At 67.2% G+C, this 26,294-nt stretch carries 28 protein-coding genes; 5 read left to right on the forward strand and 23 right to left on the reverse strand.

The window, feature by feature from the left end:
- Positions 1-79 precede the first annotated feature (79 nt).
- Together VLK66_RS08330 and VLK66_RS08335 are read right to left on the reverse strand one after the other, a co-directional pair.
- On the reverse strand, positions 80-619 hold the full coding sequence (locus VLK66_RS08330; RefSeq protein ID WP_325308931.1) for a hypothetical protein: 540 nt from the start codon (positions 617-619) through the stop codon (positions 80-82).
- 61 nt (positions 620-680) lie between these two features.
- Entirely contained in the window at positions 681-2,051 is a 1,371-nt protein-coding gene (locus VLK66_RS08335) for an alpha/beta hydrolase (RefSeq protein ID WP_325308932.1), read from the reverse strand.
- A gap of 746 nt (positions 2,052-2,797) precedes the next feature.
- Here VLK66_RS08335 and VLK66_RS08340 point away from each other — a divergent pair.
- Positions 2,798-4,576, forward strand: coding sequence for a hypothetical protein (locus VLK66_RS08340; protein ID WP_325308933.1), 1,779 nt, complete (start codon positions 2,798-2,800; stop codon positions 4,574-4,576).
- A gap of 705 nt (positions 4,577-5,281) precedes the next feature.
- Here VLK66_RS08340 and VLK66_RS08345 read toward each other — a convergent pair.
- The 5 genes from VLK66_RS08345 to VLK66_RS08365 all read right to left on the reverse strand — a co-directional run bounded on the left by VLK66_RS08345 (position 5,282) and on the right by VLK66_RS08365 (position 8,947).
- Entirely contained in the window at positions 5,282-6,328 is a 1,047-nt protein-coding gene (locus VLK66_RS08345) for a tectonin domain-containing protein (RefSeq protein ID WP_325308934.1), read from the reverse strand.
- 281 nt (positions 6,329-6,609) lie between these two features.
- On the reverse strand, positions 6,610-7,473 hold the full coding sequence (locus VLK66_RS08350; protein ID WP_325308935.1) for an NAD(P)H-binding protein: 864 nt from the start codon (positions 7,471-7,473) through the stop codon (positions 6,610-6,612).
- A 43-nt stretch (positions 7,474-7,516) separates the two neighbouring features.
- Positions 7,517-8,065 carry a DUF4199 domain-containing protein gene (locus VLK66_RS08355; protein WP_325308936.1) on the reverse strand — a complete coding sequence of 183 codons (549 nt, stop codon included), beginning with the start codon at positions 8,063-8,065 and terminating at the stop codon, positions 7,517-7,519.
- 123 nt (positions 8,066-8,188) lie between these two features.
- On the reverse strand, positions 8,189-8,644 hold the full coding sequence (locus VLK66_RS08360; protein WP_325308937.1) for a response regulator transcription factor: 456 nt from the start codon (positions 8,642-8,644) through the stop codon (positions 8,189-8,191).
- A gap of 111 nt (positions 8,645-8,755) precedes the next feature.
- Complete coding sequence (locus tag VLK66_RS08365; protein WP_325308938.1) at positions 8,756-8,947, reverse strand: YegP family protein; 192 nt, start codon at positions 8,945-8,947, stop codon at positions 8,756-8,758.
- Positions 8,948-9,285: 338 nt separating this feature from the next.
- Here VLK66_RS08365 and VLK66_RS08370 point away from each other — a divergent pair, with 338 nt between their 5' ends.
- Positions 9,286-9,753 carry a PDZ domain-containing protein gene (locus tag VLK66_RS08370; RefSeq protein ID WP_325308939.1) on the forward strand — a complete coding sequence of 156 codons (468 nt, stop codon included), beginning with the start codon at positions 9,286-9,288 and terminating at the stop codon, positions 9,751-9,753.
- A gap of 117 nt (positions 9,754-9,870) precedes the next feature.
- Here VLK66_RS08370 and VLK66_RS08375 read toward each other — a convergent pair whose 3' ends face one another.
- The 6 genes from VLK66_RS08375 to VLK66_RS08400 form a co-directional block, all read right to left on the reverse strand.
- Positions 9,871-10,041: a hypothetical protein gene (locus VLK66_RS08375; protein WP_325308940.1), complete on the reverse strand. Its 171-nt coding sequence runs from the start codon at positions 10,039-10,041 to the stop codon at positions 9,871-9,873.
- A gap of 170 nt (positions 10,042-10,211) precedes the next feature.
- The gene (locus tag VLK66_RS08380; protein WP_325308941.1) at positions 10,212-11,129 is read right to left on the reverse strand and encodes a hypothetical protein; all 918 of its coding nucleotides are present in this window, start codon (positions 11,127-11,129) and stop codon (positions 10,212-10,214) included.
- A 257-nt stretch (positions 11,130-11,386) separates the two neighbouring features.
- A complete protein-coding gene (locus tag VLK66_RS08385; RefSeq protein ID WP_325308942.1) occupies positions 11,387-12,040 on the reverse strand; it encodes a DUF6624 domain-containing protein in 654 nt (217 codons plus the stop codon).
- 54 nt (positions 12,041-12,094) lie between these two features.
- Positions 12,095-12,829, reverse strand: a complete 735-nt coding sequence (locus VLK66_RS08390; RefSeq protein WP_325308943.1) for a phytanoyl-CoA dioxygenase family protein — start codon at positions 12,827-12,829, stop codon at positions 12,095-12,097.
- 70 nt (positions 12,830-12,899) lie between these two features.
- Positions 12,900-13,313: a VOC family protein gene (locus VLK66_RS08395; protein WP_325308944.1), complete on the reverse strand. Its 414-nt coding sequence runs from the start codon at positions 13,311-13,313 to the stop codon at positions 12,900-12,902.
- A gap of 96 nt (positions 13,314-13,409) precedes the next feature.
- A complete protein-coding gene (locus tag VLK66_RS08400; RefSeq protein ID WP_325308945.1) occupies positions 13,410-13,907 on the reverse strand; it encodes an NUDIX hydrolase in 498 nt (165 codons plus the stop codon).
- Positions 13,908-14,201: 294 nt separating this feature from the next.
- Between VLK66_RS08400 and VLK66_RS08405 the strand changes: the two genes are divergently transcribed.
- Together VLK66_RS08405 and VLK66_RS08410 are read left to right on the forward strand one after the other, a co-directional pair.
- Complete coding sequence (locus VLK66_RS08405) at positions 14,202-15,395, forward strand: DUF2911 domain-containing protein (RefSeq protein WP_325308946.1); 1,194 nt, start codon at positions 14,202-14,204, stop codon at positions 15,393-15,395.
- A gap of 130 nt (positions 15,396-15,525) precedes the next feature.
- Complete coding sequence (locus tag VLK66_RS08410; protein ID WP_325308947.1) at positions 15,526-15,963, forward strand: CARDB domain-containing protein; 438 nt, start codon at positions 15,526-15,528, stop codon at positions 15,961-15,963.
- Between the two features lie 595 nt (positions 15,964-16,558).
- Here the strand turns inward: VLK66_RS08410 and VLK66_RS08415 are convergent.
- The 9 genes from VLK66_RS08415 to VLK66_RS08455 form a co-directional block, all read right to left on the reverse strand.
- Entirely contained in the window at positions 16,559-16,948 is a 390-nt protein-coding gene (locus VLK66_RS08415) for a VOC family protein (RefSeq protein ID WP_325308948.1), read from the reverse strand.
- Between the two features lie 102 nt (positions 16,949-17,050).
- On the reverse strand, positions 17,051-18,313 hold the full coding sequence (locus tag VLK66_RS08420; RefSeq protein ID WP_325308949.1) for a cytochrome P450: 1,263 nt from the start codon (positions 18,311-18,313) through the stop codon (positions 17,051-17,053).
- Positions 18,314-18,440: 127 nt separating this feature from the next.
- Positions 18,441-18,812: a hypothetical protein gene (locus VLK66_RS08425; RefSeq protein ID WP_325308950.1), complete on the reverse strand. Its 372-nt coding sequence runs from the start codon at positions 18,810-18,812 to the stop codon at positions 18,441-18,443.
- Positions 18,813-19,006: 194 nt separating this feature from the next.
- On the reverse strand, positions 19,007-19,441 hold the full coding sequence (locus VLK66_RS08430; RefSeq protein ID WP_349260495.1) for a VOC family protein: 435 nt from the start codon (positions 19,439-19,441) through the stop codon (positions 19,007-19,009).
- A 208-nt stretch (positions 19,442-19,649) separates the two neighbouring features.
- A complete protein-coding gene (locus VLK66_RS08435) occupies positions 19,650-20,297 on the reverse strand; it encodes a dihydrofolate reductase family protein (protein ID WP_325308952.1) in 648 nt (215 codons plus the stop codon).
- Positions 20,298-20,447: 150 nt separating this feature from the next.
- A complete protein-coding gene (locus VLK66_RS08440; protein ID WP_325308953.1) occupies positions 20,448-21,761 on the reverse strand; it encodes a hypothetical protein in 1,314 nt (437 codons plus the stop codon).
- Between the two features lie 112 nt (positions 21,762-21,873).
- Complete coding sequence (locus VLK66_RS08445) at positions 21,874-22,359, reverse strand: hypothetical protein (RefSeq protein WP_325308954.1); 486 nt, start codon at positions 22,357-22,359, stop codon at positions 21,874-21,876.
- Positions 22,360-22,828: 469 nt separating this feature from the next.
- Entirely contained in the window at positions 22,829-23,257 is a 429-nt protein-coding gene (locus tag VLK66_RS08450) for an ester cyclase (RefSeq protein WP_325308955.1), read from the reverse strand.
- 201 nt (positions 23,258-23,458) lie between these two features.
- Complete coding sequence (locus VLK66_RS08455) at positions 23,459-24,352, reverse strand: sigma-70 family RNA polymerase sigma factor (RefSeq protein WP_325308956.1); 894 nt, start codon at positions 24,350-24,352, stop codon at positions 23,459-23,461.
- A 91-nt stretch (positions 24,353-24,443) separates the two neighbouring features.
- On the opposite strand from VLK66_RS08455, the gene VLK66_RS08460 reads away from it, so the two are divergent.
- Positions 24,444-24,857: a hypothetical protein gene (locus VLK66_RS08460; RefSeq protein ID WP_325308957.1), complete on the forward strand. Its 414-nt coding sequence runs from the start codon at positions 24,444-24,446 to the stop codon at positions 24,855-24,857.
- Between the two features lie 286 nt (positions 24,858-25,143).
- On the opposite strand, the gene VLK66_RS08465 is transcribed toward VLK66_RS08460, so the two are convergent.
- Positions 25,144-26,061, reverse strand: a complete 918-nt coding sequence (locus VLK66_RS08465; RefSeq protein ID WP_325308958.1) for an NADP-dependent oxidoreductase — start codon at positions 26,059-26,061, stop codon at positions 25,144-25,146.
- Positions 26,062-26,294: the final 233 nt, after the last annotated feature.

The raw sequence follows: 26,294 nt of genomic DNA on the forward strand, positions 1-26,294 counted from the left end.
ACGCGACGAACAGCCTCGCGCGGTTTGCGAGGCTTCCCGTAGTCGTTGCTGCGGCTTCAGCCGCCGGTGAGGGGGGCGATCACTGGAAGACAGGCGTCGGCGCCTCGTCCCGCTGCAGCACGGGCTCCGCCGAACCTCTCCCCGCCAGCACCGCGATCGGCAGGGCGACGAAGGGGATGTGGCCGAGGAGCTGGACGAACCAGCGGAACCCGACCTTCGGCGGGCGATGCGTCAGGAGGGGGATCACGACGAGCGACATCACCAGCCAGATGAACGGCCCGTAGAGTGAAGCCACCTTCAGCGCGCCGAACCGCGACCCGAGCACCCCGCGGATCCATCCCGACCGTTCCGCAAGCAGGACGAACACCGCCGACCACCCCAGCGCCACGCCGGAGTGCATCAGCAGGCCGATGACCGTCGTGCGCGTCCCGCCCTCCATCGCCGACGGGCCGAGCAGCACGGATGCGACGCCCTGCCACAGGCGCGCGAAGGTGCCGTGGTAGAACGCGACGACGAGGATGCTGGAGAACAGCCCGTCGACGACGCCGGTCACGAGCCCCGCTGCCAGGATTCGCGAGAGGATCGAACGGTTGGGCGTGGGGATCGGGGGATTCGTCACGTGCGTGCTCCGCGCGGGTGGGTTGGGAAGGCGTGCGGCTGGGATGACCGGAACGCGCGGCTCACGGTCCGTTCTGACGCAGCCCGCCGGCGCGGTGGGAGGTGGGGCCGCCGTCCGCCATCGCCGTGATGACGGCTTCGAAGGCACCGGGTGCCTTGCGCGCCCACCGCCAGTACGCCGCGGGCCACTTCCACTCGCCGCCGCGCAGCCTGCCGAAGAGCCAGAGCCCGTGCCCGGCCTCGGGGATCACGCGGATCGTCACCTCCCGGTTCCCGCCCGCCGCCAGCGCCGCGCGCATCGGCTCCAGGTTCTCCGCCAGCGGCACGGTGCGGTCTTCGGCGCCGAAGACCGCGACGACGGGGATGTGGATCCGGCGCAGCAGCGCCTGCTGGTCGAAGTCGTTCCGTACCCACCACGCCACGTCCGCCGCGGAGTCGGGGATGACGGCGATGGAGCGCCACCTCGCCGCGCGCGCCGCCACGGAGGCGCTGTCGATGACGGACCACGGCGCCCCGCCGCGCGCCGCGCCCAGCCAGAACCGCTCGTACGCCGCCGCCTGGACGATGTCCCCCGCGGAGACGGAATCGTCCGGCTCCACGTGGGAGATGCGCTGCAGCTCCTGCTCGATCACGCCCACGGCGGGCGCGCACTCCAGCAGCAGCACGGTGATCTCCCGCGACGCGGCGGCCGCCAGCGGCGCGACCCATCCCCCGCGGCTCGTCCCCAGCACCGCGATCCGCCGCCGGTCGATGTCCGGGCGGCGAGCCAGCGCGTCGACCATCGCCACCACGTCGGCGCTCTCGTCGCGGAGATCGGCGTGCGCGGAATCCCCCGTCGACGCGCCGTGGCCGCGGCGGTCGTAGACGAACGCCGCGATGCCGTGCCGGGCCAGCACGTCGCCCCACGAGCGGTACTCCCACTGCGCCCGCGTCGTCTGCTCCGACCCGCCGGCGACGACCACGAGCGGCGCGGGACCACGCCGGCGCGGCAGGTACAGCATGCCGGCGATCGTCGCACCCGCGGCGCCCACCCGCACCGTCTCCGTGTCGTACACGATCTCCGGGAGCGCGCGCTTCAGGTGGAGATCGACGACGGGGTTCCAGCGCGGGTTGCTCCCCGTGAGCTCTTCCGCCGCCGAGTCGATCCGCATCTCGAAGCGGCCGTAGAGCAGCGCGAAGGTGACGGTCGAATCGGTGACTTCCACGTCACGCAGCGGCTCGCCCGCCAGCCCCAGCTCGCCGATGCGGAACGTCCCCGCGAGCGCCCCATCTTCCAGACGCAGGTCGATCTCCGCCCGCTGCACCGACCCGAGCCGCGAGAACGCGCCCTCCCAGTGCCCCACCACCCGCGCGGCGGCCGCCGGGTCGCCCCGCGCTCCATCTACCGGGAAAGACGCGGCGAAAAGGAGCGCGACCACGGTGGAGACGAGCATGTGTGTACCTTGGGGGATCTGGGAGATGGATGAGTCACGATCGTCCAAGCCGAACAGCCTCGCGCAGTTTGCGAGGGATTACGCGCGGTCTGCATAAGTGGGGTGCTTTGCAGGTACTTAGCGTTGCGCCGGGTGCCTGCTGTCGGGTTGTTACTGTCGGTTGACTCAGGCCGCATCCCGGAATTATGGCAACCCTCGCGGATTCGCTACCCGCCGGGCTGGCTGAACGCGTACGCTCGCCCCTCTACGTGCGCAGGTCAAGCCAAGGGGATTCGGCCCCACTGGTTTGCGGGTCATACCGGGTCGCTTCCTAGGTGCTTATCAACCATCCCAGCAGTGACGAAGACGGGACAAGATTGTCCCGTGTTTGCGGCAATACCGCCGCAGTTGAGCGGCAAAGGCCTGTATCACCCGGATTCAAGTTTAGACGCAAGTAGTGCATTGTACGGGAGCTTCGATGAGTTTCGTAATCTGCGGAGCACAAAATGCGTTCCAAACTAGCAGAGCCTTGGTCGACATCCTTCTGTAGCTCTCGTTCTTAGGGGAATTCGTTCAGGAGAGCGGAGGAGGCAATCGTGCCGGAGAATCCGCCACCCATTGTTAACGGCTCCGACCGCAGACTCTGACATAACGACGAAATCCACGTTAACGACAAGGAGAGAAGTATGCACACTGACCAATTCACGGCAACGGGCCCAGCCTTTGAGGGAGCAGGATTTCCCCGGGCCGCGTTTTCGACAGGCAGCGTGGGAACGGATTCAACCTATGGAGTAAACGTTCAGGGTTCGGTTTGCGGAGTTTACGGCGAATGCGTCAATGTTTCTCCCGGGACCAGCAGAGAAACGCCAGAACGCAATACGGGAGTGTGTGGAGTAGGAGTCGATTATGGCGTATTCGGGAGAGGGTTTACTACAGCCGGTGTTCACGGCGAGAACGAGTCTAGCGGCTTTGGTGTGTTCGGTGTGGGGAAGGATATTGCTCTCGGTATGGCTGGAATCAATCAGGTCAAGAACCCTAATCCAAACGCCAGGAAGATTGCGGTAGGTACCGGAATCGTGGGTGCGACAGAAGGTGGGCTAGGCTTTGGAGTTGTCGGTCTAAGTGTCGATAGCGTATCGCCCAGACATGTGCCAAGGGCCGGGCGCGACATTCATAATGAAGTCGTGTTGCCGACTAACCTTAGCAGCGGTATCGGAGTTTTGGGTGCTAGCGATTCCGGGACGGGAGTCGCCGGATTTAGTAGATCCGGGGCCGGCGTTGAGGGCAAAAGCAATTCTGGGGACGGCCTCGTCGGCAATAGCGATTCTGGGATTGGCGTGGTAGGCAGGAGCACGTCTGGAATCGGCGGGTTTTTCACTAGCGATTTTAAGGAAGCCGTGGTGGGCAGGAGCGGTGGGCCAAGTGGGGGGGTGCGCGGCAGTGCTAACAGCGGCATCGGCGTCACAGGGGAGGCCGTTACGGGATTCGGCGTCTTCGGCGATAGCGCAAAGCAATCCGGTGTTGTGGGCAGAAGCAGGAGTAACAGGGCTCCTGGGGTCTTCGGTGTTTGCGAGCAGATGACTGGCGTGGCGGGTAGAAGCACATCTGCGCCTGGCGTCTTCGGTGAAAGCGTGAGGCAAGCTGGTGTCATGGGTAGGAGCACTTCTTCGGCCGGCGTCTTCGGCTTTGGAGACGCCCCATTCCAAGTTCCCGGCGTCCCGGCGGGAGTTCTCGGTGTAAACGACAAAAGTGTTGGGGTCCTTGGTAGCAGTGCGGAGGTAATTGGTGTTTGGGGAAACACTAACCGAGGCATTGGCATCGTCGGCACGACTGATTCTGGTGAGGGAGTTCCGACGGATCGGATTACTGACCAGGGTATTGGTGTAATTGGACTAGCTACTTCCGGGATCGGAATAGTCGGAATGAGCACTTCTGGAACCGGTGTCTTCGGCTCGAGTACGACTGGATTGGCGGGGCACTTCAAAGGACCGGTGACGGTTGAGGGAGACATCACGATCATAGGCGGCATCAAAAGCGCACCTGTGCCTCACCCCGATGGTTCACATACACAGTTTTACTCCATCGAGAGCCGAGAGCGTTGGTTCGAGGATTTGGGGGAGTCACAGTTAGTGGACGGTAATGTGGAAGTGCGATTGGAGTCGGGCTTCACTGCTCTCATCGAGGTGAACAGCTACCACATTTTTTTGACTCCATACGGGGAGTCCAATGGCCTGTTCGTAGCGGAGCGCTATGCGACAGGTTTTCGAGTCTCTGAGCAACAGGGCGGTACCAGCAATGTGAGTTTCGCTTACCGGGTGGTCGCGAAGCCCAAGGACGGTGTGGCAAATCGATCGGCGGCGGTGACGCTGCCGGAGGTCTTGAGCGAGCTACAACTTCCTGACCTGCGGGTAATAACGGACCTACAAGACTTTGAGCGACTGTCTATCAGTCCCTTTGACCTCCCAGGCACCTCAATGCCGGACAAGACCCCGAGTAACAGTTCACAACTCGGCGAAAATTACGGTGAAGGTCAGAGTACCGATTAGTAACAGTTAGTTACCAGATTTATTCGCTAACGGCGCAGGTTACGTCATAAAACAAAGCGTTTCCGACGGTGCAACGGCGCGGTTCCAAGCAATCGCGCCTGGAGCATAGACGCGTACTAACGGTCAGGGTAACTGCCGATGACATCCCCGCTGTCGAGCAGCATTCCGGGTCGGGTGTAAGCTCCGAAAGTGCAAGGGCCGGGAGAGCGAACACGGATTTCGCCGAAGTTGTATAGAACTCAAACTTGAATAAGTGGAAGCCAGGGGCGCCCGGATCAACCGACGCGCCGCTGGCTTTTCTATGTTCGTAGTCTCACCTCCTGCTGTCTGTTGTGCTGTCGGTCGTTACTGCAAGATGCTCGGATCGGCTCGGGATCGTGTGCAGGTTGCGCGCGCACACCTAGTAATTACGCCGTTTCCGTGCATCTTGCTGCGTTCGGCCGTGTTCGCGTAATCTGCGAGGCTTCCCGTAGCTGTTGCTGCGGCTTCAGCCGCCGGTGAGGAAGCCGGATCGCGCGCTTTCTACTGCCCGGCACGTCAGCCGGAAGACACATCGAGTCCTGCTGTGGGTCACGCGGCGCGGCCGAATGGTTGGGCGGGGTGACGGAAGCGCGAAAACGCTCGGCAGCCGCGGGAGGATTCTCCCACGGCTGCCGAGGTGTGTGCAGTCGCCGTTCACATCGACGCGACGCTGCTTCGCCTGAATTACTTCGTCGCCGTGCCGCTGGTGAGCGCCGCGGTGGCGGAGTTGTTGTCCAGCAGCTGCCAGCCCGGGCAGCCCGCGCTGGAGCACGGCACGCCGGTGTATCGCCAGATCCGGCCGTCGCGGTGAAGCTGGTACAGCTGCCCGCCACCGGCCACGATGGACGCCGTGGCGGAGTTGCTGTCGATCAGCTGCCACCCCGGGCAGCTGTTGCCGCTGCACGCCGTGCCGGTGTACCGCCAGATCTTGCCGTCGCGGTGCATCTGGTACAGCCGGCCGTCGGTGTTCACCGCGATGGAGGCGGTGGCCGGGTTGTTGTCCAGCATCCGCCAGCCGGGGCAGCTGCTGCCGCTGCACGGCGTGCCCGTGTACTGCCAGATCTTGCCGCCGCGGTGCATCTGGTACAGCGAGCCGCCGCCCGCCGCGATCCCCGACGTTTCCGTGTTGTTGTCCAGCATCTGCCACCCCGGGCAGCTGCTGCCGCTGCACGCCGTGCCGGTGTACCGCCAGATCTTGCCGTCCTGGTGCATCTGGTACAGCTGGGTGCTCCCCGCGGCGATCGCCGTGGTGGCGGCGTTGTTGTCCAGCATCCGCCAGCCGGGGCAGCTCTCGCCGCTGCACGGCGTGCCGGTGAACCGCCAGATCTTGCCGTCCTGGTGCCGCTGGTACGGCGTTCCGTCACCGGCCACCGCGATGCCGGCCGTGGCGGGGTTGTTGTCCAGCATCTGCCAGCCGGGGCAGCTGTTTCCGCTGCAGGGGAAGCCGGTGTACCGCCAGATGCGGCCGTTCCCGTGCAGCTGGTACAGCCGCATCCCGCCGCCGGCCAGGGCGGTGGTGTTCGAGTTGTTGTCCAGCAGCCGCCACCCCGGGCAGCTGTTTCCGCTGCACGCGGTGCCCGTGTACTGCCAGAGCCGGCCGTCGTTGTGCCGCTGGGAGAGGATGCTTCCTCCGGCGCTCACCGTCTGCGCGGCGGCGCGGCCCCACGCGCAGAGCAGCAGGGCGGAGCCGACCGGGAGGAGGATGCGTTTGAAACGGGTGATGCGGCGCATGGTGGGTTCCTTCGCGTTGGGCTGGATTGGCTTGCGGCGCGGCTCGAGCGTGCGGTCCAATGGGGGATGCCGGACCGGGGCTCGGGCTCACGAGGAAGGGACGCCGGGCAAGCCGACAAGGGGAGGGAAGACGAGCGGCCGGGGGATGAAAGGCCAGGGCTCCGTGACCTTTCTCACGCCGGCCGGGATGGACCGGCACGGTGCCGTCCACTCTCGTCCGCCCGCATCATACCTCCGGGATGCGGGCGCGACAAGCAAAATGTCTCACCAGCGTCGGGCGCTCAGCGGAACGCGCCGGCGTGGTCGGCGGCCCACCGGGCGAAGGTGCGCGCAGGCAATCCGGTGATGCCGGCCACGGTGGAGGTCACGAACGCCGGGTGCCCCAGCGCCGCGCGCCAGGCGGCGAGCAGCATGTCGGCGGCGGGATGCGGCATGATCTCGCGCCGGAACTCTTCCGGCGACACCTCCTCGAACCGGATCGGGCGGCCGATGGCGGTGCCGATGGCGCTCACCTGCGCGGCCTGGCTCAGCGGCTCGGGGCCGGTGAGCACGTAGTCTCCTCCCGCGTGCGCGTCGTCGCACAGCGCGCGCGCCGCCACCGCCGCGATGTCGCGCTCGTCCACCGGCGCCGTCTCGGCCGCGGCGTAGGGCCAGCGCACCACGCCGTTGCCGCGGATCTGGTCCGCCCACCAGAGCCGCGCGTTGGACGCGAACATCCCCGGCCGGAGGATGGTGGACGCCAGCCCGGCGGCCGCGATCAGGCGCTCGAGCCCGGCATGGAAAGCAGCCATCGGGTTCGGCTGCTGGAAGAACGGATGCGGCGTCTGGTGCGGCGAGGAGAGCAGGACCACGCGCGGAGCGTGCGCCGCGAGGCCTTCGATCACGGCGGGAGCGGTGTCCGGCGCCGCGGTCCAGACGAGGAAGACCGAGCGGACGCCCCGCAGCGCCGCGCCGAGCGACCCGGGCACGGTGAGGTCGCCCGCGACGACCTCCACGCCCGCCGGCAGCCCCGCCGCCTCCGGCCGCCGCGTGAGCGCGCGCACCGGCACGCCCGCGGCCAGCAATTGGGCGACCACCTCGCGCCCGACGCGGCCGGTGGCTCCCGTGACGAGGACGGGAGCGTCGGAGCTGCTCGGTTCGGTCACTCTGGCAACTCCTTGTCGATGCCGCCGGCGTTTCCGTCCCTCTTCACGCGACCGCCGCCGCCAGACCTTCTTCCGTGCTCCGCCGCCTGCGGCTCAGGATTCCCGCGGAGACCAGCGCCATCACCAGCCCGACCGGCAGCGGCTCCAGCAGGGTCATCGCGGCGTTGATGGCCGGGTTCCGGTACAGCTTCGCGAACCGCTGCAACTCGGCGAGCTTCTGCTGGACCTCGGCCGGGGTGGCGCCGCTCGCCCTCACCTGCTCGATCTCGTGGGCCTGATACCGGGCCAGGAAGTCGGGCGCGAGCCTGGAGGCGATGAGCTCCCAGGTGGCAACGTAGCAGAGCGACGCGACGAGGACGATCAGCGCCCCCACGGCCAGCGCCCGGCCGAAGCCGACCGTGCCGCCGGCCACGTTGTCGCGGTACGAGCGGATGCCGAAGAACACCAGCAGGAAGGAGAGGACCATCGTCGTGTAGCCGATGATCTCCATGCGGTCGAAGCCGATCCTGTCCGCGAACGGCATCGTCAGCAGCATCATCGCCGACAGGATGGCGCCCGAGATCAGCCCGAAGGTCCAGACGGTCTTCTTCATCGATCCATTCTCCAGGAGCAGTTGGCGGTTTCCCTGCGTCGCGCCGCAATCATGGGCGCGGCGGCCGGGATTCCGCGTCACCCGAACGGGTGATTTCGGCCCGGACCGGCGAAAATCACCCGTTCAGGGGATGAGCCCCGCCTCCTTGGCGATCTGCACGGCCTGCGTCCGGCGCCGCGCGCCCAGCTTGTCGAACAGGCGGCTGGAGTGCGTCTTCACCGTGTTCTCGCTCACGAACAGCCGCGCGGCGATCTCGCGCGTGCTGAGCCCCGCCGCGATCGCCTGCAGGATCTCCAGCTCGCGCGGGGTGATGCCGAGCTGCCGCACGCGCTCCGCATCGGCCACGAACGGCTCCGCGGGGACCCGGACCGGCACCGGCACCTCGCGCACGACCACGGTTTCGCGCGTGCGGGTGAGCTTCAGCCCCAGCCAGATGCCGAGCCCCGCGAAGAGCGCCGCCACGATGCCGCCGTAGACCTCCACCGAGTGCTCGACCACGAGGTATCGGTACTCGATGAGCTTCAGCCCGGCGATCAGCACCCCGCCCAGCAGGCCGTAGAGGAGGATTGTCTTTTTCACGCGACGAATATTGCCGCGCCGGATGGCGATCTCAAGAAGGGTCGCTCGGCCGGGGAGCCGCAGCGCCGACCGGAGCCCGAACGACCGGCGAGCGACCCTTCCATCCGCTGCTCAGTCCGAATAGAAGACGGGTGAAGTCGATGAGCTCTGCATGATGGTGATCGAGCGGTCGCAGTTCGCGCGGTTGGCGTAGCTTTCGGAACTGCGAGCGATCGCCTCACGGTTCGCCGCGTAGTAGATCCAGTACCACTGGCCACTGTTGTCCTTTTTCTGCCGGTAGCATGGATAGGTGACTTCGGCCATGATCAGCACCTCCGGGTTTGAGAGGAAACATCCCTTCCAGCGAGCATCTTCTCTGGACGGACCCGGTTTTCGCGTTTCACACACCTGAATTCAGCCGGTTGCTCTCCGGCCCGAAGCCTCTCGATGCGAGTTCCGCCGGGAGCCTGCGCATTCACGACGCATATCACACGGGCTGCGCTTCGGCCGTACTTCCGTGAGTTCCCGGCGGGACCCATCTTCCCGCAGGTCCAACCAAACCGGCGCCCGAGGCATCCCAATCGTTGTTGGCGCGGTTCCGCCGCCGTCATCTTCATCGCGACCGGCGGCTCCCGCAACTCTCCCCTCATCCGGATCGGCGTATGCGACTCTCCCCACCCGCATCTCCTCTCGCCCTGACGCTCGCGACCCTGCTTCTGCCCGCGGCGCTGGCCGCGCAGGCGGCGGCGCCGGCCGCTTCACGGCCGCCCGGGTGCCGGGGAACCACGTCCCAGAGTTCGTCCTTCACGCTGGCGCGTGAAAACGGACCGCCCGTGGTGTTCCCGAGCTATGGCGCAGTCGAAACCGTTCAGCCGGGCTCGCCGGCGGAAGCGGCCGGCATGAGGCCGGGCGACGTGGTCGTGCTCCAGGACGGCCGGGACCTGATCGGCAACCCGCCGGCGCAGCCCGCCCTGGCGGGAGATACGGTCGTGTTCGTGGTCCGCCGCAATGGCGCCGAGGTCCCGCTCACCGTGGTCCTGGGCCAATGGGACCCGCCCCAGGAGGCGGAGGGGGTCACGCGCGTCTGCCGCCCCATGGGAAGCCAGACGGCGAGCGCCAAACCCGATTGATCCGACTGATCGGGACGTCACCCGGAAGGATGCTCTCGCGGGCAGCCGGCCGGGCGATTCGCCCCCGCTCGGGCCGGATCTTCCGCCGGACCACGGCTTTCGCGCGGTGACCGCGGTTCAGGAGACGGGGTCGCCTTCGGGAGGGACGATCCAGACGTGGTCCCGCAGGGCCTCATCCTGGAACCCGGCCTGCCTCCGCTCGGCCGCGTCGACGGCGGCCTGGGCCAGCGCGCGCGTCGCGTACTCGCCCACGACGTACTCCTCGCGGGCGAAGGTGTCGTATCCCATCACCCTCCACATCGCATCCTCCGGCGAGAAGGGGGGACGCTCTACTCTCCGCCCCCCGGACACCAGCTACACTCGTTGGGCCAGCGATCTCGAAGCCGAGCTCGTCCGCATACCAGCGGAGCGTGGCGTCGACATCGGTGGCGTGAAATGGTCAGCCAACCACCGGCCGTCTAGGTGGCATGTTCCAACTTGATGATCAGGTTAGAGAGAAAAATGTATAAGCCCAGCAGCCCTTGCCGGGCTTCAGCATGTGTAACGTCCGTGTGGACACCTTTGGATGCAACTTCGTTGATCCTCCTGATCAACACTGAAAGGAGATCCAACTCGGCGCGAAGAAGCCGTGAGGATGTGTCTGCACCGAAGCGAGTGCGGCAAAACTCCTCCAGCCGATTCAGGTACTGTTCCTCACCCAATTGGCGTGATTTGCCGTCCAAGCAGACTACTGGTTCGCCAGAAGGCGGATAATGATAATCAGCCACGGCATTTACTGCTCTGCGTATACTTGTGAGCAGAAGAGCGTGATCCTCCGGGTCGGAAGAAGGCAGCAATTCGGCTGCCTTTCGCATACGCTGGTAGGCCGGCTCACATCTGGTAGCGTAAAAATTATGGACTTCTTGTTGGATACTGCTGACGAGATCGGAGGTCTTCTGCTGAGAATTCAGTTGTCCTTCGATCCGCAGTGCATAGTAGAGGCATCTTGTGCGGACACGCTCTAAAATCGTGTGACACGCACGGATTTTAAGGCGCATTCCACCTTTTAGGCCACTATGTCGATCAGTGAATGCTGCAAGGTCGAACTCTCCCATGCCCTCGGGTAAGCGAAGGTCATCGATTGAGCGCTCGAGTTGCTCAACTTCGCGTGTGAGTTCGCCCACGCCCATTACGAGTACGTTCTTATCGGGATTGTCCGAGTCGACACCAAAATCCAAGGTGCGTTCGGCGAGCCAATGTTTGCCTGAGTTCTCCCATACAAAAGTCCGTCCTTCGTCTGTGAGGTGCACAGTCTCGTCGTAGACAGCAGAATGAAGTTGTTTCTGGTCGGGGTAAAGTTCACGCAGGAAAAGTATGACATTATATGTGTCGCCCACAGAGCGGGCGAGCCGAAGGCATGCAAGTGTAGCTTTGTCTACCTCGCGGGCTTCACAATAGTTTACGATACGCTCAATTAGATCATGGCCTTGCATTGTCCCTCGTTGTGGCAGGTTCTAGGCCAGACGTGGTCGATTGGGCCACGTCGTGTCGTGCGGCTCACGCGAGTAGCTCATCTCGGTGAATCGCATTTGCGGGCAGAAGACTGAAAACCACGGCAGCGGCCGGGGCATGGCGGCTGCCGAACTGCTCAGCATCACGGGGCGGGCGGCCACACGACGGGAAGTCCGTACATCTCGCCGAGCATCCGCACGTAGTCGGCGACCGGCGGCAGCCCTACCGCGGCGCGCCGGGCGTCGAGCCGGGGCAGATCGGCGATCGGGGCGGGCACCAGCCGGCCCCCCGTCACGTTGAACTGCGTTCCGTAGCGCTGCGGCTGGCCGCGGTGGACGAGCACGCGGTCGGTGAACAGCGCCAGGTCGGGCGGCGGCAGCTCTCCGCGCGCGGCCAGCTCCTCCAGCGTGGGGAGCATCTCGCCCTGCCACTCGTAGAACGGGCTGTGCTGCAGGATCAGCCACGCCACGTGGGCCGCGGTGTCGGGCATGCTCGCGCGCGTGGGCCAGCCGTGCTCCCGCACCACGCGGCGCAGCCACAGCGAGCGGGCGCTGTCCGCGCGCAGCGACTGCTTGAGCGTGGCCGTGTCGCCCGCGGCGGCCGCCTGCGCCAGGGCGGCGCGCCCGTCCTGGTCCTCGCGCCCCAGCCGCACCAGCGTGTCGACGAGCGCGGGGCTCCACGCCCCCGCGCCCGCCGAAGGACCCGTGGCGGCGCGCGCGCCCGGTTGCGCCGCGCAGGCGCCGCCCACCAGGCAGGCGGCAATGAACGTGATCAGGCGGACGAAGTACCTGTGCATGTGCACCGTCGGATTGCGTGGGATTGCGGCCGGCGAGTGTAGCGGTGACGCCGGTCAAAGTTGGAGCACATGGCGCGCGAGTGGGCCCAGGCGGGCGCGCGTATCGGGGCGCATGCGCGCCGCGAAGTCGGTCCCGGCGCGTCCGCCGCGGGGGATGAACGCCCCCTGGAGCGAGCGGCGCGGCCCGTCCGACGTGTTGCCCGTATGGCCGTGCCACGCGGATCCGTCGAAGACGAGCAGGGAGCCCGCCGGCCCGCAGGCCAGCACCTGGCCGTCGTAATCGGCCCCGGGGTCGGGGATGACGTCGTCCGGGGCGGCGGACCACCGGTGCGAGCCCGGCACGAACCGGGTGGCGCCGTTGTCGGGCCGGAACTCGTCGACCATCAGGATGAAGCCGGCCAGCGGCCAGTCGGCCGAGCCGCGCCGCACGTCCACGTGGAGCTCCTGCGCCGGGGAGCCCGGCCGCAGCGTCCGCGCGTGCATCGAGCTGAGCATGAACGGCCGGCCGATGATGCGGCAGCACGCCTCCAGGAGCGGCGGGAACACGTAGATGCCATCGAACTCGGCGCCGCGGTTGACGAAATCGGTGACGCGCGTGGTCGTGCTGCCCACCCTCACGTCGTCGCCGGCCGCGGACGCCGCCGCGGTGTCGTATGCCCGCGCCAGCCGGTCCATCTCCCCGGCCGGCACCGGGCCGGGGAGCACGACGAAGCCGTGCTCGCGGAGCTCGCGCGCCGCATCCGGCGGGAGCTCGCTACCCGCGGCTAGTGTGCTGAACCAGTCGTCCATGCGAAAACAGCGCGTGGCTGGGCGGCTTCGACATCTACGGGCGTGATCCCATCGCGGCGGCTGGCGAACGCTATTCTCCGCCTCCGAACACCAGCACGTACCCGTTCGGGTCTCGCACCTCGAACTCCCAGTCGCCGTACGGCTGACGCCTGAGCGGCATCTGGATGAAGGGCCTGGACTCGAGTGTCTCGTACAGGGCGCGCACCCCGTCCATCCGCACATACGCGTCCCACAGACCTTCCGGCCGCAGTGTCCTGAGATCCGGCTTCTGATAATCCATCATCCGCAGCAGCATGATCTCCGCGCCGCCACGCTGCATGCTCGCGTAGGCGAACGGCTCGTGTTCCGGAAACGTGCCGGCGGTCGCGAAGCCGAGCTCGTCCGCATACCAGCGCATCGTGGCGCCCACATCGGCGACGGGAAAGGTCGGAACGGCGGACCTGATCGCGACCGCGTTGGCCGCATCGGCGAGTGTGTCGGTCATCGGAATCGCTCCTGCTGTCGTCGCGTTTCTCGCATCCCATCCGAGGGCGAGGATACGGGCCGCGACGCACGCCGGCGGCCCGTCTGCCGCGGCCGGTCAGGGCTCGGGCGGGCGTACGGCCGATCCCGGTAGCCGGGAAATCTGGCCCAACAGCCCCTCGGGATAGACCGTCTCGGATGTGCCCTGCAGGTCGGCCGGGCTCCACCACCGGTGTTCCTCGATGGCTTCCGGCGACGAGTTCCAAACGCCCGGTGATGCCTCGGCGATCCGCACGAGGAAGAAGCATTCGGTCTGCTCCACCCATCCCTGCGGTGAATCCCACTCGAAGCGCCGCTGCCAGAGCATGGGCCCCACCTCCGCCCGGAGCCCGGTTTCCTCCCACAGCTCGCGGGCGGCGGCCGCTTCCAGCGATTCGCCCGGTTCCACCTTGCCTCCGGGCGTGGCCCAGTACCACCGGCCGCTCGTGCGATGGTCGCGGTAGCGGACCAGCAGGATCGCGCCCGCGGCGTCGATCACGATCAGGCGAGCCGTTTCGCGCAGCGGGAGCACGCCTCGCGCCGGATCGGCCGGGGAAACGGCGGCGTCGGGATCCACGAATCGTGTGTCGTTGCGGGAGGCGCGCCCGGCCGCTTGCGCGGCCGTCGGTCGAAACGCATAAGATGCCCGGCCTCCGCGTCCCCTACAAGGATTCAGCGACACCGGGAGCCGCCGCATCTCGCCGGGATCGGCGCCGTCCATCGCTCGTCCCGCCGCCCGCGCGTCTGGTCACCCGCGGATGCGTCTGGCCACATTCCCGGTGACGCGCCACCGCCGGGCGCGTATCCTGTGACGGCCCCTCGCCGTCGCGGCCTACCGCGCCGGGTTGCCGATCTCCCGCCATCCCTCCCCATGAAACGCTTCATCTTTCTCGCGCTCGCAGCCCTCGCGTGCAGCCCCGCCGCGCCCGGGGAGCAGTACGGGTTCGTCGCACGCCTCGGTCGCGACACGGTCTCGGTCGAGAGCGTGACGCGCCGCGGCGACACCGTCACCAGCGACGCGGTCGACCGGTTCCCGCGCGTGCGCCGGCGGCACACCCGGATCGAGCTGGGCCCCGGCGGCGCCATCCGGCGGCTCGTGATGGACATCCACACGCCCAGCGAGCCGGCCGCGCAGCGCGAGCGCCACGTGGTCGCCGAGGTGACGGCGGGTTCCGTGCGCGTCACGAGGCGGGACGGGACGGGCACGACCACGCGCGCCTTCGCCACGCAGGGCGGCATGGCCATGGCGCACGTTCCGCAGATGTACAGCCTGTACGAGCTGTACTTCGCCGCCGCCCTCAGGCGCGCCGCGGCGGGGCACCGCGCCGCCGGCGACACGGTGCGGATGCGGCAGTTCTACATCGACCGCGAGTTCGACGATTTCCCGCTGCACCACGGCGTCGTGCGGCTCCTGCCCGGCGGCCGGGCGGAGATCACGCACGACTGGCTGTCGGGCACCGGCGAGGCGGCGTTCGACTCCGCGTACCGCATGCTGCGCTACTCCGGCGCCCGGACCACGTACCTGGTCGACGTGCGCCGCCTGGCGTCGCCGCCCGACGTCGGGGCCGTCGCCGCGCGGTTCGAGGCGCTGGAGGCGAGGGGCGGCGGGTTCCGGCAGCTGAGCGTGCGCGACACGGTGCGCGCCCGCATCGGCGCCGCCGCGTTCACCGTCGACTACGGCCGTCCGCTGGCGCGCGGGCGCGTGCTGCTCGGCAACGTCGTCCCGTACGACCGCGTCTGGCGCACGGGAGCGAACGCCGCCACGCAATTCACCACGTCGGCGCCGGTCACGCTCGCCGGGATGCGGCTCCGCGCGGGCACGTACACCCTGTGGACGATCCCGCACGCCCGCGGCGCCGAGCTGATCGTGAACCGGCAGACCGGCCAGTGGGGCACGCGGTACGATGCCGCGCACGACCTCGGCCGCGCGCCCATGACCGCCGATAGGGTGGCTCCGCCCGTCGAGCAGTTCACCATCTCGATCGATGCGGTCGACGCGCGGCGTGGGACCCTTGCGATGGCGTGGGGCCCATTCCGGTGGACGGCGCCGATCGAGGTGCGATGATGGGAAGCGCGTGATGGGGTGCAGAACCCACGCGGTGTGTGGTTGACAGTTTTGTGGCGTAAAATATACCTTCCATAGAGATCCGTTCGCGCCCTGCGTACGGGAAAGATGTGTCCAACGAGGAGGAGCGATGAAGCGCTTCCTGGCAACCGTCGCGGCGGCGCTGAGTCTGGCCGGCTGTGGCGGCGACGGCAACAATCCGGTTTCCGCGGAGGGAAGCAGGCCGGCACTGACCGGCACAGGACTGCCGAACCTCTACATCTCGGAGATCCTGCCGCGCCGCGACGCCAACGGCGTGCTCACCGCGCGGATCCGCGTCTGCAACAACGGCACGACGGGGGCGGCGGCATCCACCACGTACCTGGAACACTGGTACGACCTCTCGTACGACATCCACGACATCTACACCACGAATCTGGCCGCGGGCTGGTGCACCTACGTGACCAGCGCGCCTCTGGGCGACAACAACGGCGCCATCCACAGCTATTACGCCAAGGCGGACGAATTCCTGGTCATCCAGGAATCCAACGAGAACGACAACGAGAAGGAAATCGACGTCTATCCCTGATAGGCCGCCGGGGAGGATTCCCGACGTGAGGGGGCGCCTTCCACGTGAAAGGCGCCCCCTCCTCATTCCACCATCACCGCGTGAAGTCATACCGAATCCGGGAATTCAGTTCGTGCATTCTCATACCCGCATTCGGAGATCGATCGTGCAATCCGGCAGCGCACGTGCGACCTCGCTTATGGATCCTTCGGCCTGCAACCGCTCCTGCGAGGGCAACGACGGTGTGGTCGGCCTCAGGATGACGTCTCTCTGTGCGTTTGGAATGCACAGGTGATTGCGAGATCCGGTATCACCGCATCAACCCGACGTCATCTTGTGTCGTCCCCGCGCTGCGCGTCCAAGGAGGATGAAAAGAGATCGGTTGTGAGCGCCGATGCCGCGGACTCAGCCGAACAGCCTCGCGCAGTTTGCGAGGCTTCCCGTGGTTGTTGCTGCGACTTCAGTCGCCGGTGAGGAGGGCCAGTTCGTGTACTCTCCATTCAGGCTGTCCACACTGTAACCCACGTCTGCACAAGACGTTGCAGGCCGAAGGAACTATCGTTGCCGCAGCACGTGATTCGGCGAGAAGCACTGATTCCTCCCCCCGGATTTGGTATCAGGCCGCGGAGATGGCGCTGATCGTAACGTAGTATCCGTCCGGGTCCCGGAGCGAGAACTCCCTCGTTGCGGTGTTCGGGTTCACGTGGGGCTCCTCCTCGAATCGCGCGGCGAGAGCGTGGGCCCTGTCCAGCACCTCGTCGTAGTCGTCGACGCGGAAGAACAGGAGGAGGCCGTTGCCGGGCAACGCGTGCTCCGGGCTCGTCAGCGACGGATGCTCGTGCGCGCCCCACTGGTGGAGGCAGAGCAGCACGGTCCCGTCCGTATCCACGATCTGCCCGAAGTGGTCATGCGCAGGCGGCGTCTCCGGCTGGCCGAGGAGCGACTGGTACCACCCGCAGCTCTCCGGAACGTCACGGACGCCGATGATCGTCCACGTGCGTTTCATCGCATTGATGATTCGAAAGGGTCCGGGCCGCTGCACGCGATTCCGATCGACCATCCTGTGCCCGTCGGGCCGGCGGCACGCGCTCGGGCGGCCGCAATCCGGTCATGGAGCGGCCCACTCCAGCTCCAGCGATTCGGGGCGCCGAGCGGTGGCGCTCGGGAAGTAGCAGAGCTTCTGATCCGGGACCAGGCGCAGGCCCGGCAGGCGCCGCGTCAGCACCTCCAGCGCGATGCGGCCCTCGAGCCGTGCGAGCGGGGCGCCGATGCAGTAGTGGATCCCGTGCCCGAACGCGAGGTGCGGCGTCGTGCGGTGAATGTCGAAGCGAAGCGGATCGTCGAACCTGCGCTCGTCGTGGTTCGCCGAGATGTACGCGATCTGCAGGCGGTCGCCTTTGCGGATGCGCACGCCGCCGAGCTCCACGTCCTCGTTCGCGGTGCGGTACATGGCGTGGATCGGCGAGGCCGTGCGGAGCACCTCTTCGATGAGCGGCGGGATGATCGCCGGGTCCCGCTTTGCCGCCGCGAAGAGCTCCGGATCGAGCGCGAGCTGGAGGGCGCCGGCCGCGATGAGGCCGGCCGTGGTCTCGTATCCCGCAAAGATCACCTGCAGGAGCATGTTGATCAGCTCCGGCATCCCGAACGGCCGGTCGAGCGCGTCCGCGCCGGTGACGATGTCGGAGAGCGCGTCGTCCCGCGGCCTCGCACGCCGCTCCTCGATGGCCCCGGCGAGGTAATGCTGGTACGCCACGAAGCCGCGCGCGTGCTCGACGAGCTGCGCGAGCGGCTTCTGCATGGCGAAGATCTCGGTGCTGTCGGTCGTCCAGTCGTTGACCCGCGCGAGGTCCTCCTTCGGCAGGCCGAGCAGGTCGATGATGAAGTTCCCCGGCAGGGCGATGGCGAACGCCTCCACCAGCTCCACCCGGCCGCGCGCGGCGAACCTGTCCACGAGCCCCTCGGCGATCTCGCGGAGGATCGGCTCGAACGCGGCCAGCCGGCGGAGCGAGAGGGCCCTGACGACGAGGGCCCGCGCATGGGTGTGGTCGGGCGGATCGCTGGTCACCAGGCTCGGGAGCAGCGGAAAGCCCTGGACGAGCTCGGCGAGCAGCTCCGGCGGAGGCGGAGCGGTGCTGGGCTTCGGCTGGATCGAATCGGCGGACGAGAACCTCGCCGCGTTCTTCGCCACGGCGCAGACGTCCTCGTACCGGGTCACCACCCACAGCCCCAGCGATTCGCTCCAGAACACGGGCTCATCGCGGCGGGCGCGCGCATAGAACGGCCGCGGATCGTCCAGCATCGGCGAGGTGAGCGGCGAATGCTCCCGTCCACACGCCGACCCGGGCAGGGTGGGTGCGCCAGCTTCGGACATGAGGGTCTCCTTGTCACGTTCGTATCAGTCGTTGGCGTGCGATGCCCGAGGGTCGGTGCCTGGAAGGGCCCGGCGAGAGCTGCGCGCGTTTGCCAGCTGCAACGATTCGTCGGGCTGCGAGGCGACTTTACTGCCGCGCGGGGGTCTGCAGCTTCACTCTGGCCGCGCGGGCGACGGCTGCCGCGAGCATGCCCACGGCGGCCGCCACCGAGCCCGCGACGAGTTGGGCGATGGGCCACATCGATGCCCCACCGCCTGAGTAGGGAACGAGATACTCGTTATAAAGCAGCCAGGCGAGCACCCCGAGCCACGGGACAGCGCCACCCCAGGCGACCGTGCGGCGCCCCGGGAGGATCCAGCCGCAGACCACCCCTGCGAGAGCGGACAGCACGATCAACGTTGACCACATCAGTGCAACACCTCCCTTTCTCTTCGCTGGACCGACCTGACGCACGTTGAGAGCACGCCCCTGCCGCAGTTCCGCGGTCGAGCGGTCCAACACACGCCGCCGCGGGATGGATCACCTGCGGCTGCCGCGATGTTTGTCCAGCGGCCTACGCCCCAAAGGTCAGGGGGCGGGGCTGGCGCGCAAGACCCAAGCTCAGCAGCGACCTGGCCCGCGGGAAGCGTGGATTGCAACCGTGACGCGATGGCCGGGTTCGCTGCAGCGCATGGTTATACGCCGGGCACGCCTCAGCCAAGCTGCTCGGCCAGCCCGACGATGATGCCCTCAGGCCCGCGGAGGTAGGCCAGCCGGTACGTGTCCCCGTACTGCATTTCGCCAATGAGCTCGGCTCCGTGGGTGCGCATGCGCGCGACGACAGCGTCGATATCATTGACGGAGAACATGATGCGGCGGATGCCCAGCGTGTTCACCGGCGCGTCCACGGGACCAAACCTGATCGCGTCGGGCGTGTGGAACTTGTCCAGCTCGATGCCCTGCCCATCGGGAGTCCGCATCATCGCGAGGGTGGCCCGGACATCCTCGAGCCCGATCAAGCGCCCGACCAAAGGCCCCTCGACTGTCGTCTCGCCCTCGAGCCTGAGACCCAGTTCGATGAAGAACGCCTTGGTGGCTTCGAGATCGTCGACAACGATGAGGACGTTGTCCATCCGTTTGACCGTCATATCCTTCCCTTCCTCGCTTCACTTCACTGGTGATGCCCGTACTCGCCGCACGTGGCGGATGACAACACCACGGTCAGCGTACGGGGCTGGCCGCAAGGCTTGCGTCCGCCGAAAAACATGGACGGCCCCGCATCCCCTGCAGCCGCTTGTCAGGCGGCGACGGGCGACGGGTGACGGGCGACCGGCCGGGCTGGACGCCGCGGCGCGGTCACGGACGCCGGCGGACGAAGACGTGGGTTGCGCGCTCGCCGGCGACGGTCTCCGCGCACTCGTAGCCCAGCGCGCGCAGATCGATGCCGCCCAGCAGGTGTTCCCCTGCCCCCAGGAGCACCGGCCGGACCGCGAGGTGCAGCTCGTCGACCAGCCCCGCCTGCAGGTACTGCCGGACGGTGGCCACCCCGCCGCCGAGCCGGATGTCGCGGCCGGCCGCCGCCGCGGTCGCCTGCTCCAGCGCGGCGTGGATGCCGCCGGTGACGAAGTGGAACACGGTGCCGCCGGCCATCTCGAGTGGCGGGCGGGGGTGGTGCGTCAGCACGAAGGTGGGGACGTGGTACGGCGGCTCGTCGCCCCACCAGCCCCGCCAGCTCTCGTCGGGCCACGGCCCGCGCACGGGGCCGAACATGTTGCGGCCCAGGATCCAGGCGCCGAAGCTCCCGAACCCGCGCCGGGCGATCTCGTCGTCGATCCCGGTTTCGCCCCCGGGCTGGCCCTGCATCTCGCGCCACGTGCGCGTGGGGAAGAACCACTGCATCAACTCCGGGCCGTGGACGCCGAGGGGGTGCTGGAGGCTCTGGTCGGGGCCGGCGCTGAACCCGTCGAGCGACATGCCGAAGCTGTGGACGCGCAGTCTGGACATGCGGTGCGTTGGTGGTTGGCTGGTAGCGGGACGGGTGGTGCGCCGCCTGACACCCGAAGGGTCAGAAGCGCGCGAGACTATCGTCGGCGAAAACATGGACGGCCCGCATCCCCTGCAGCCGATTTGCCAGGCCGCTGGCGCGAGTACCGTTTAATGCAACTCCGCTCGCGCTCGTTCCCGAAGCCAGCTCAAGTCCTGCACGATCAGGTCAGGATGCGTGGCCCGTGCGCGAGCTGGGAAATCCGATGGTGCGTCCTTCACGTGGCGATAGAGGAACCCTCCCACCAGGGCGTTCTGAACCGCGGTGAACGTCGCGAGCGCAGCCTCCGTTCCCAACTTCCCACGCAGCACCGGAACGCCTGACAGTTCGGGCAGATCTGAAACGCCACTGTGCCGAATGCCCGGTACGAGGAATCGGTATCCGTCGGAGCGAAGGCCGGCCCGGGCAAGCAACTCGTACGCGAGGTCCGACCCCGTCGGCGTTTGTGGGCTCAGGGGCTCGCGGACGCTGGGGTCCATGCCGCGAGGCATCTCCGGCATGCTCCGAAAATCTTCCCAGAGATCGGAGCCCAGTGTCAGGAATGGTGTGCGGAGCTCGCTGTCGACCAACTCGTAGGACCAGACGCCGCCGTCGAGGTGCACTACGCCGCGGGCCCGCGGGTCACCCTGCCCCAGCATTCCCGCGATGTAGGCGCCGAAGGATTTGCCCATGTACGCCCGGCGCTCGTGATCGATGATCCTCGACACCGGGGCAGCGGCTGGAACTGCATTCTCCTCGAGCCGGTCGAGCACGAAGTAGACGTCGTCGCGCCAGACGGGGGCGAGCCGCCCCGCCGAGGTGGTGCGCAACACCCGGATGTATTCGCGCAAGGCTCCGAGCTGGGCGGTCAATGTCGGGGCGGCGTAGGCGGCCATCGCGCCCAGGGCCTGGCCGATCTGCATCATGTCTTCGAGAATGCGTGGCGATCCGAGAACACGGTCGCCGTTCGGATAGACGATTCCACCACTCTCCCACGGGTGGCCCACACCGAGAACCACGTATCCGTTCGCGGCGAGGTGCTCGAACAGGGCGGTGTGCTGGGCAGGGTACGACAGGTATCCATGGTTGAACACGGCGACCGGAAACCTGCCCGTCGCCGGCGGCGCCCCGGCGCAGGCATTGGTGAGGAGCCGGACCGCGTTACGGAACGCGTCGGGCGGTTGCCGAAGCAGCTGGAGAGACATGACCGGGACCGTGTCGATCTCGGCCGTCGTGAAGTATGGCCGGCGGGGATAGCCGGCTACGTCACCCGCCGGATACCACGCCCTCACGTACAGGCGGCGGGTAACGGTCGGCTCCGGTGCGTACTGAGAATTGCGAAGCGTGTCGATGACCTCGAACTCGAGCGTGCCCACCGGGAATTGACCAACGACGTCAGGCCAGTGGCGGCAGTTCGCATCATAGTCGTACGAATCGACGGTCATTGCGTCTCTTGCATCCAGGTAGATAAGCAGAAGCCTGGGCACTCGACGTCAGAAGCCCCCGCACCGGGAGCCGGCGGGGGCTTCTCTCGCTCTTCACTGACCGAGACCCGAATCACGGGCGCGACTCAGACCCCATGTCGTCGTAATCCGGAACACAGTCATCGCACTGTGCCTTGTAGACGTCGAACGACTTCTCGCCGAACTCCATCTCATACAGGCGATGAGTCTCCCTGAACCGGTCATCCAGCACGGACCTGGTCAGATCAGGATCTCGATGCAGAGCGTGCGGGTCGTGGTGCAGGAAGAACCCGAACATCTCCTGACAGTCGGCCGCGTACTTCCGGGTGTCGAGGATGTGACGGTGCCAGAAAGCGTCGACATCCCGGGTGGCAACCGTCACCCCGGGGTGTTTGTAGCAGAGGAAGAGAAATCGCCGATAGACCGATGCCAGGTGATTGACCTTCTCCTCGCTCCAGTCCGTTTCACTCGCCACCTTCTTCTTCACCAACCTCAGGTCGAGCTCGGCGACAGCTTTCCGCACGTGGGCGAGCTGCTCGTCGGTGCGTGCGACACCTGCGGGGTGGGCAACGGTTTCCATCGGCTCTCCCAATCTCAGGTGCGCCAGCGACGGTCGGATCTGGACCAATAACCTTGCAACAACCATCGGTCAAGGATGACGCGACGCCATTCACCAGTACCTGAAAAGGAAACCGTTCAATTGTCGGCCTAACGCGCGAAGGGTCAGGGGTGCGGGGCCGGCGCGCAAGCCTCGCCTCCGCGAGAAACATGGACGGCCCCGCATCCCCTGCAGCCGATGGTCAGGCCGCGACGCCCTGCGCACCTATCCGTGTGGCGGGCGAGCTGGTGTGCCTCACATGTACCGGAAAGGCGCGCGAGAGGTGGTACGGCGGCTCTCCGCCTGAAACGGACGGCGATCCACTGCAAGGGAACAAAATAAGAGCGCCGCGCGAAGCGCGGCGCAACCAGCTCCGTTGTCAGGTGCAACGATCGGGTAGCGGTGCGACGGACGGTTACAGCCGCTGGTCCGGCCCTCGCCCCTTGTGACACTAGAGTGCGGAGGGCTCGCGGATCTCCTCCAGCAGGCCGTGCAGGTCGGTTACGACCCATCGCTCCATCAGCTTGCCGCCGTCCACCCGGTAGATTGCGATCCCCTTGAGCGCGATCGCCCGGCCGGTGGGAGCGATGCCGCGAAAGTCGCCCTGGTGGGTCCCGAGCAGTCTCCACCGCACCACGACCTTGTCATCTTCAGCAACCAGATCGTCCACTTCATATCGGGCATCGGGCAGCGCGGTGCGTATCGCTGAATAGAACGCCCCGAACCCCCGTGGACCGGTCGGGCTCCCCTCGGGCCAGTCGTGGGATGTGAACCGGGGTGACACCACCTCGTCTACCAGCGCCATGTTCCAGTCGCCGTAGACCTCCTTGTAGAAGCGGCGGACGAGTGTTTTGTTCGCGGCCGCGATATCGTCGGACATTCCAGTTCCTCCGGTTTGGATCATCGAAGCGTCGAAGCGCTCCACGCCCGGATCGAGCGCCTGCGTTGCGCGCGCGAGAGCAGGGTGGCGGATCGAAGGCACGCGGCGTCTAGCCCGCGGTTCGGCATCGTGTCTTGCGTCTGCGCCGAGCTCCCGTCGTGATGACAAGCGAGCACGCGCGAATGTGACGGGCCGGGCGTCTCAGAAGGCGCCGGGCTCGAGGACGGAAATGTCCAGCCGACGCAGGTGCGCCGGGTCCGCGATCACCTCGATGCTCATCACCTTGGGGCCGGCGAACGTGAACACGAGCGCCCGCATGAGCTGCCCGTGCGGCGCCATCACCAGACCGGGGCTGCCGTTCAGCAGCGCGAGTCGGCAGAACCGCGCGGCGCGAGCGAAATCGCGTGCCCGCTCGAGCACCGCCTCCACCCCGCGGAGCTCCCGTCGCCCGCCGGGGTGCCCGCGCACGTCCTCGATGCAGACCACGACGTTCGGATCCAGCAACGTGAGGAGCGCGCCGAAATCGCCCTGTCGCGAGGCGGACAGAAACGCTTCCACGGCTTGTCTGCGCCGATGGAGATCGGCATCGCCAGCCATCCCGGCTCCTCGCACACGCCGGCGAGCACGACTCGCCAGTTGACGAGCTGCGGCGGGTGAGCGCCCGACGAGGGGCGCGATCTCCTCGAACGGCAGGTCGAACATGTCGTGCAGCACGAACGCGAGACGCTCCGCGGGCGTCAGACGCTCGAGCACGACCAGAAGCGCGAGCCCGACCGAATCGGCAAGGACCGCTTCCTCCTCGGCGTCAGCCCCCACGCCCGGGATCGCCGGGACGAACTCGTCCGTGTCGATCGGCGCCTCACGACGGATGTTCCGCGCGCGGAGCATGTTGAGGCTGATCCGGGCGACAACGGTCGTCAGCCAGCCTCGGAGATTCAGCACGTCGCCCGTCCCCGCCCGGCTGACACGCAACCACGCCTCCTGCACGGCATCGTCGGCGTCGCTCGCGGAGCCGAGCACGCGGTAGGCCACGTCCCGCAGATGGCTTCGGTGCTCCTCGAACTGGCTGCCGATCCGATCGCGTTCGCCGCTCACCTGCCCCTCCGTCACATGTTGGCCGCGTGGTGTGTCATGGGGATGACCCGCGAGTACGCGGCGATGTGACACCCCCAACCCCGATCGACCTATGCGAGCCACTGCAAGCATCAGTAACTGGATCGTGCGCCTCGCCGGCACTTTGCAACTCGTGCTGGGTGCCCTCTTCTGGACCGGCCACGCCTACACCTGCGTTCCGCTCCACATCATCGGCGGCGCCGCAATCGTGTTGGCGCTCTGGACGGTCGCCGTGCTGGCCCTCATCGCCCGAACGCACCGGGGGCTCGCCTTGTTCGCGCTCCTGTGGGGTCTGGCGCTGCCGGCGTTCGGGATCCGGCAGGCCACCGTGCTCATCGGGCCGATGCACTGGATCGTTCGGGTGATTCACCTCCTGATGGGACTCGCCGCCATGGCACTGGCGGGCACGCTGGCCCAGGCGATTCTCGCCGCCGTGCCCGGGCGCGTCCCCGGGCCGGAGCGCGAACGCGAAGCTGTGACGTCGTGACTGGTGGTCGACGAAACGCGCATCGGAGGCATCGGCGCGCCAGCCGGATCGACGCTCGGGGCGGCGCGCGCTTTACTGCGACGCACTCGGCGGTCGGGAGATGCGTCGCATGCGACCGGGCGATGGCAGCAGCATGTCGAGGTTCCTCGTCCGAGGAGTGAAGGTTGTCCACTGAGGAGAAGGTTAGCGGCCTGACGCATGTTGAAAGCACGCCCCCTGCTGCAGTCCCGCGGTCGCGACCCAGACGTGAACCGCAGCAGGGAGCGGCCCTCAGGGCGGGCGTCGCTCATGGACGAACGCAGATGATCGTCTTCCCCGGGCGTCGCTCGGTTCGGTTGAAGGCGGCGACGGCATCGTCGAGGGTCGCGATGGTGCCGATGTTCGTGCGCAGCCGTCCGTCTCGCACCCGCTGGACGACCTCACTCAGTTGGGCACGATCGGACTCGACAACGAAGTCGACCGCCAGGCCGTCGGCGGGTCGTGCCTCGGACGGCCCGACGATGGACACCAGCGTTCCTCCGGCTCGCACCAGGCGCGCGGATCGCTTCCCGATGTCGCCGCCGATGAGATCGATCACCAGATCGACGCCGCCGACGTCTTCCAGGGCGTCGTTCTGCAGGTCGACGAACTGCTTCGCGCCGAAGTCGTGCACCGTCTGACGGTCGGCGGCGCGTCCGGTGCCGATGACGTAGGCGCCAGCCAATCGTGCGAGTTGCGTCACCATCGACCCAACTGCGCCCGCCGCGCCGTGTGCGATAACGCTCTGTCCCGCCTGGAGGCGGCCGTGCACGAACAGTCCCTGCCACGCGGTCAGGCCCGAGATCGGCAGGCTCGCTCCCACCGTGAAGTCGACGTCGCCCGGCAACGGCGCGAGGTTCCGTGCCTCAACGGCCGCGTACCCGGCCAGAGTGCCGTCGCGATACCAGTCCGCGAGGCCGAACACCCGCTGTCCCACCGACAGCCCCGTCGTGCCATAGCCCAGAGCAGTGACCACTCCGGCCAGCTCGTGCCCGGGGATCGACGGTGTTCGGTCACGGCCGAGGCGATCGGTCCAGGTCGAAGGCCAACCCAGCTCGGTCCCGACGAATCCCGATGCATGAACCTGAACGACGACGTCGTTTATCGCTGCCTGCGGCTCGGGCCGCTCCACCAGCTTCATCCCGGCCATTCCCGCAGCCTGGTCCGTCACAACGATCGCCTTCATCGTCCACCTCCTTGTGTGTGGTATGAGGGGGCCAGCGATGAACACACGGCAGCCGCGGGAGGGATCCCCCGCGGCTGCCGCGATGTTCGTCCGGCGGCCTAACGGCTCAAGGGTCAGGGGTGCGGGGCCGGCACGCAACAGTTTCGTCCGGCCGAAAGCATGGACGGCCCCGCATCCCCTGCTGCCGATGGTTAGGCCGCAGGCTGCTTCGGCAACAACAGGAAGCAGGTACT

The sequence above is a fragment of the Longimicrobium sp. genome, assembly GCF_035474595.1.
Classification (GTDB): Bacteria; Gemmatimonadota; Gemmatimonadetes; order Longimicrobiales; family Longimicrobiaceae; genus Longimicrobium.

What these genes read in the sequence shown, in the direction of transcription:
- VLK66_RS08420 (WP_325308949.1), bottom strand. Translation starts at nt 18,313, where the DNA reads ATGTCCGAAGCTGGCGCACCCACCCTGCCCGGGTCGGCGTGTGGACGG.
- VLK66_RS08405 (WP_325308946.1), top strand. Translation starts at nt 14,202, where the DNA reads ATGAAACGCTTCATCTTTCTCGCGCTCGCAGCCCTCGCGTGCAGCCCC.
- VLK66_RS08390 (WP_325308943.1), bottom strand. Translation starts at nt 12,829, where the DNA reads ATGGACGACTGGTTCAGCACACTAGCCGCGGGTAGCGAGCTCCCGCCG.
- VLK66_RS08440 (WP_325308953.1), bottom strand. Translation starts at nt 21,761, where the DNA reads ATGACCGTCGATTCGTACGACTATGATGCGAACTGCCGCCACTGGCCT.
- VLK66_RS08415 (WP_325308948.1), bottom strand. Translation starts at nt 16,948, where the DNA reads ATGAAACGCACGTGGACGATCATCGGCGTCCGTGACGTTCCGGAGAGC.
- VLK66_RS08445 (WP_325308954.1), bottom strand. Translation starts at nt 22,359, where the DNA reads ATGGAAACCGTTGCCCACCCCGCAGGTGTCGCACGCACCGACGAGCAG.
- VLK66_RS08345 (WP_325308934.1), bottom strand. Translation starts at nt 6,328, where the DNA reads ATGCGCCGCATCACCCGTTTCAAACGCATCCTCCTCCCGGTCGGCTCC.
- VLK66_RS08430 (WP_349260495.1), bottom strand. Translation starts at nt 19,441, where the DNA reads ATGACGGTCAAACGGATGGACAACGTCCTCATCGTTGTCGACGATCTC.
- VLK66_RS08410 (WP_325308947.1), top strand. Translation starts at nt 15,526, where the DNA reads ATGAAGCGCTTCCTGGCAACCGTCGCGGCGGCGCTGAGTCTGGCCGGC.
- VLK66_RS08435 (WP_325308952.1), bottom strand. Translation starts at nt 20,297, where the DNA reads ATGTCCAGACTGCGCGTCCACAGCTTCGGCATGTCGCTCGACGGGTTC.
- VLK66_RS08465 (WP_325308958.1), bottom strand. Translation starts at nt 26,061, where the DNA reads ATGAAGGCGATCGTTGTGACGGACCAGGCTGCGGGAATGGCCGGGATG.
- VLK66_RS08450 (WP_325308955.1), bottom strand. Translation starts at nt 23,257, where the DNA reads ATGTCCGACGATATCGCGGCCGCGAACAAAACACTCGTCCGCCGCTTC.
- VLK66_RS08385 (WP_325308942.1), bottom strand. Translation starts at nt 12,040, where the DNA reads ATGCACAGGTACTTCGTCCGCCTGATCACGTTCATTGCCGCCTGCCTG.
- VLK66_RS08355 (WP_325308936.1), bottom strand. Translation starts at nt 8,065, where the DNA reads ATGAAGAAGACCGTCTGGACCTTCGGGCTGATCTCGGGCGCCATCCTG.
- VLK66_RS08460 (WP_325308957.1), top strand. Translation starts at nt 24,444, where the DNA reads ATGCGAGCCACTGCAAGCATCAGTAACTGGATCGTGCGCCTCGCCGGC.
- VLK66_RS08370 (WP_325308939.1), top strand. Translation starts at nt 9,286, where the DNA reads ATGCGACTCTCCCCACCCGCATCTCCTCTCGCCCTGACGCTCGCGACC.
- VLK66_RS08375 (WP_325308940.1), bottom strand. Translation starts at nt 10,041, where the DNA reads ATGGGATACGACACCTTCGCCCGCGAGGAGTACGTCGTGGGCGAGTAC.
- VLK66_RS08335 (WP_325308932.1), bottom strand. Translation starts at nt 2,051, where the DNA reads ATGCTCGTCTCCACCGTGGTCGCGCTCCTTTTCGCCGCGTCTTTCCCG.
- VLK66_RS08395 (WP_325308944.1), bottom strand. Translation starts at nt 13,313, where the DNA reads ATGACCGACACACTCGCCGATGCGGCCAACGCGGTCGCGATCAGGTCC.
- VLK66_RS08365 (WP_325308938.1), bottom strand. Translation starts at nt 8,947, where the DNA reads ATGGCCGAAGTCACCTATCCATGCTACCGGCAGAAAAAGGACAACAGT.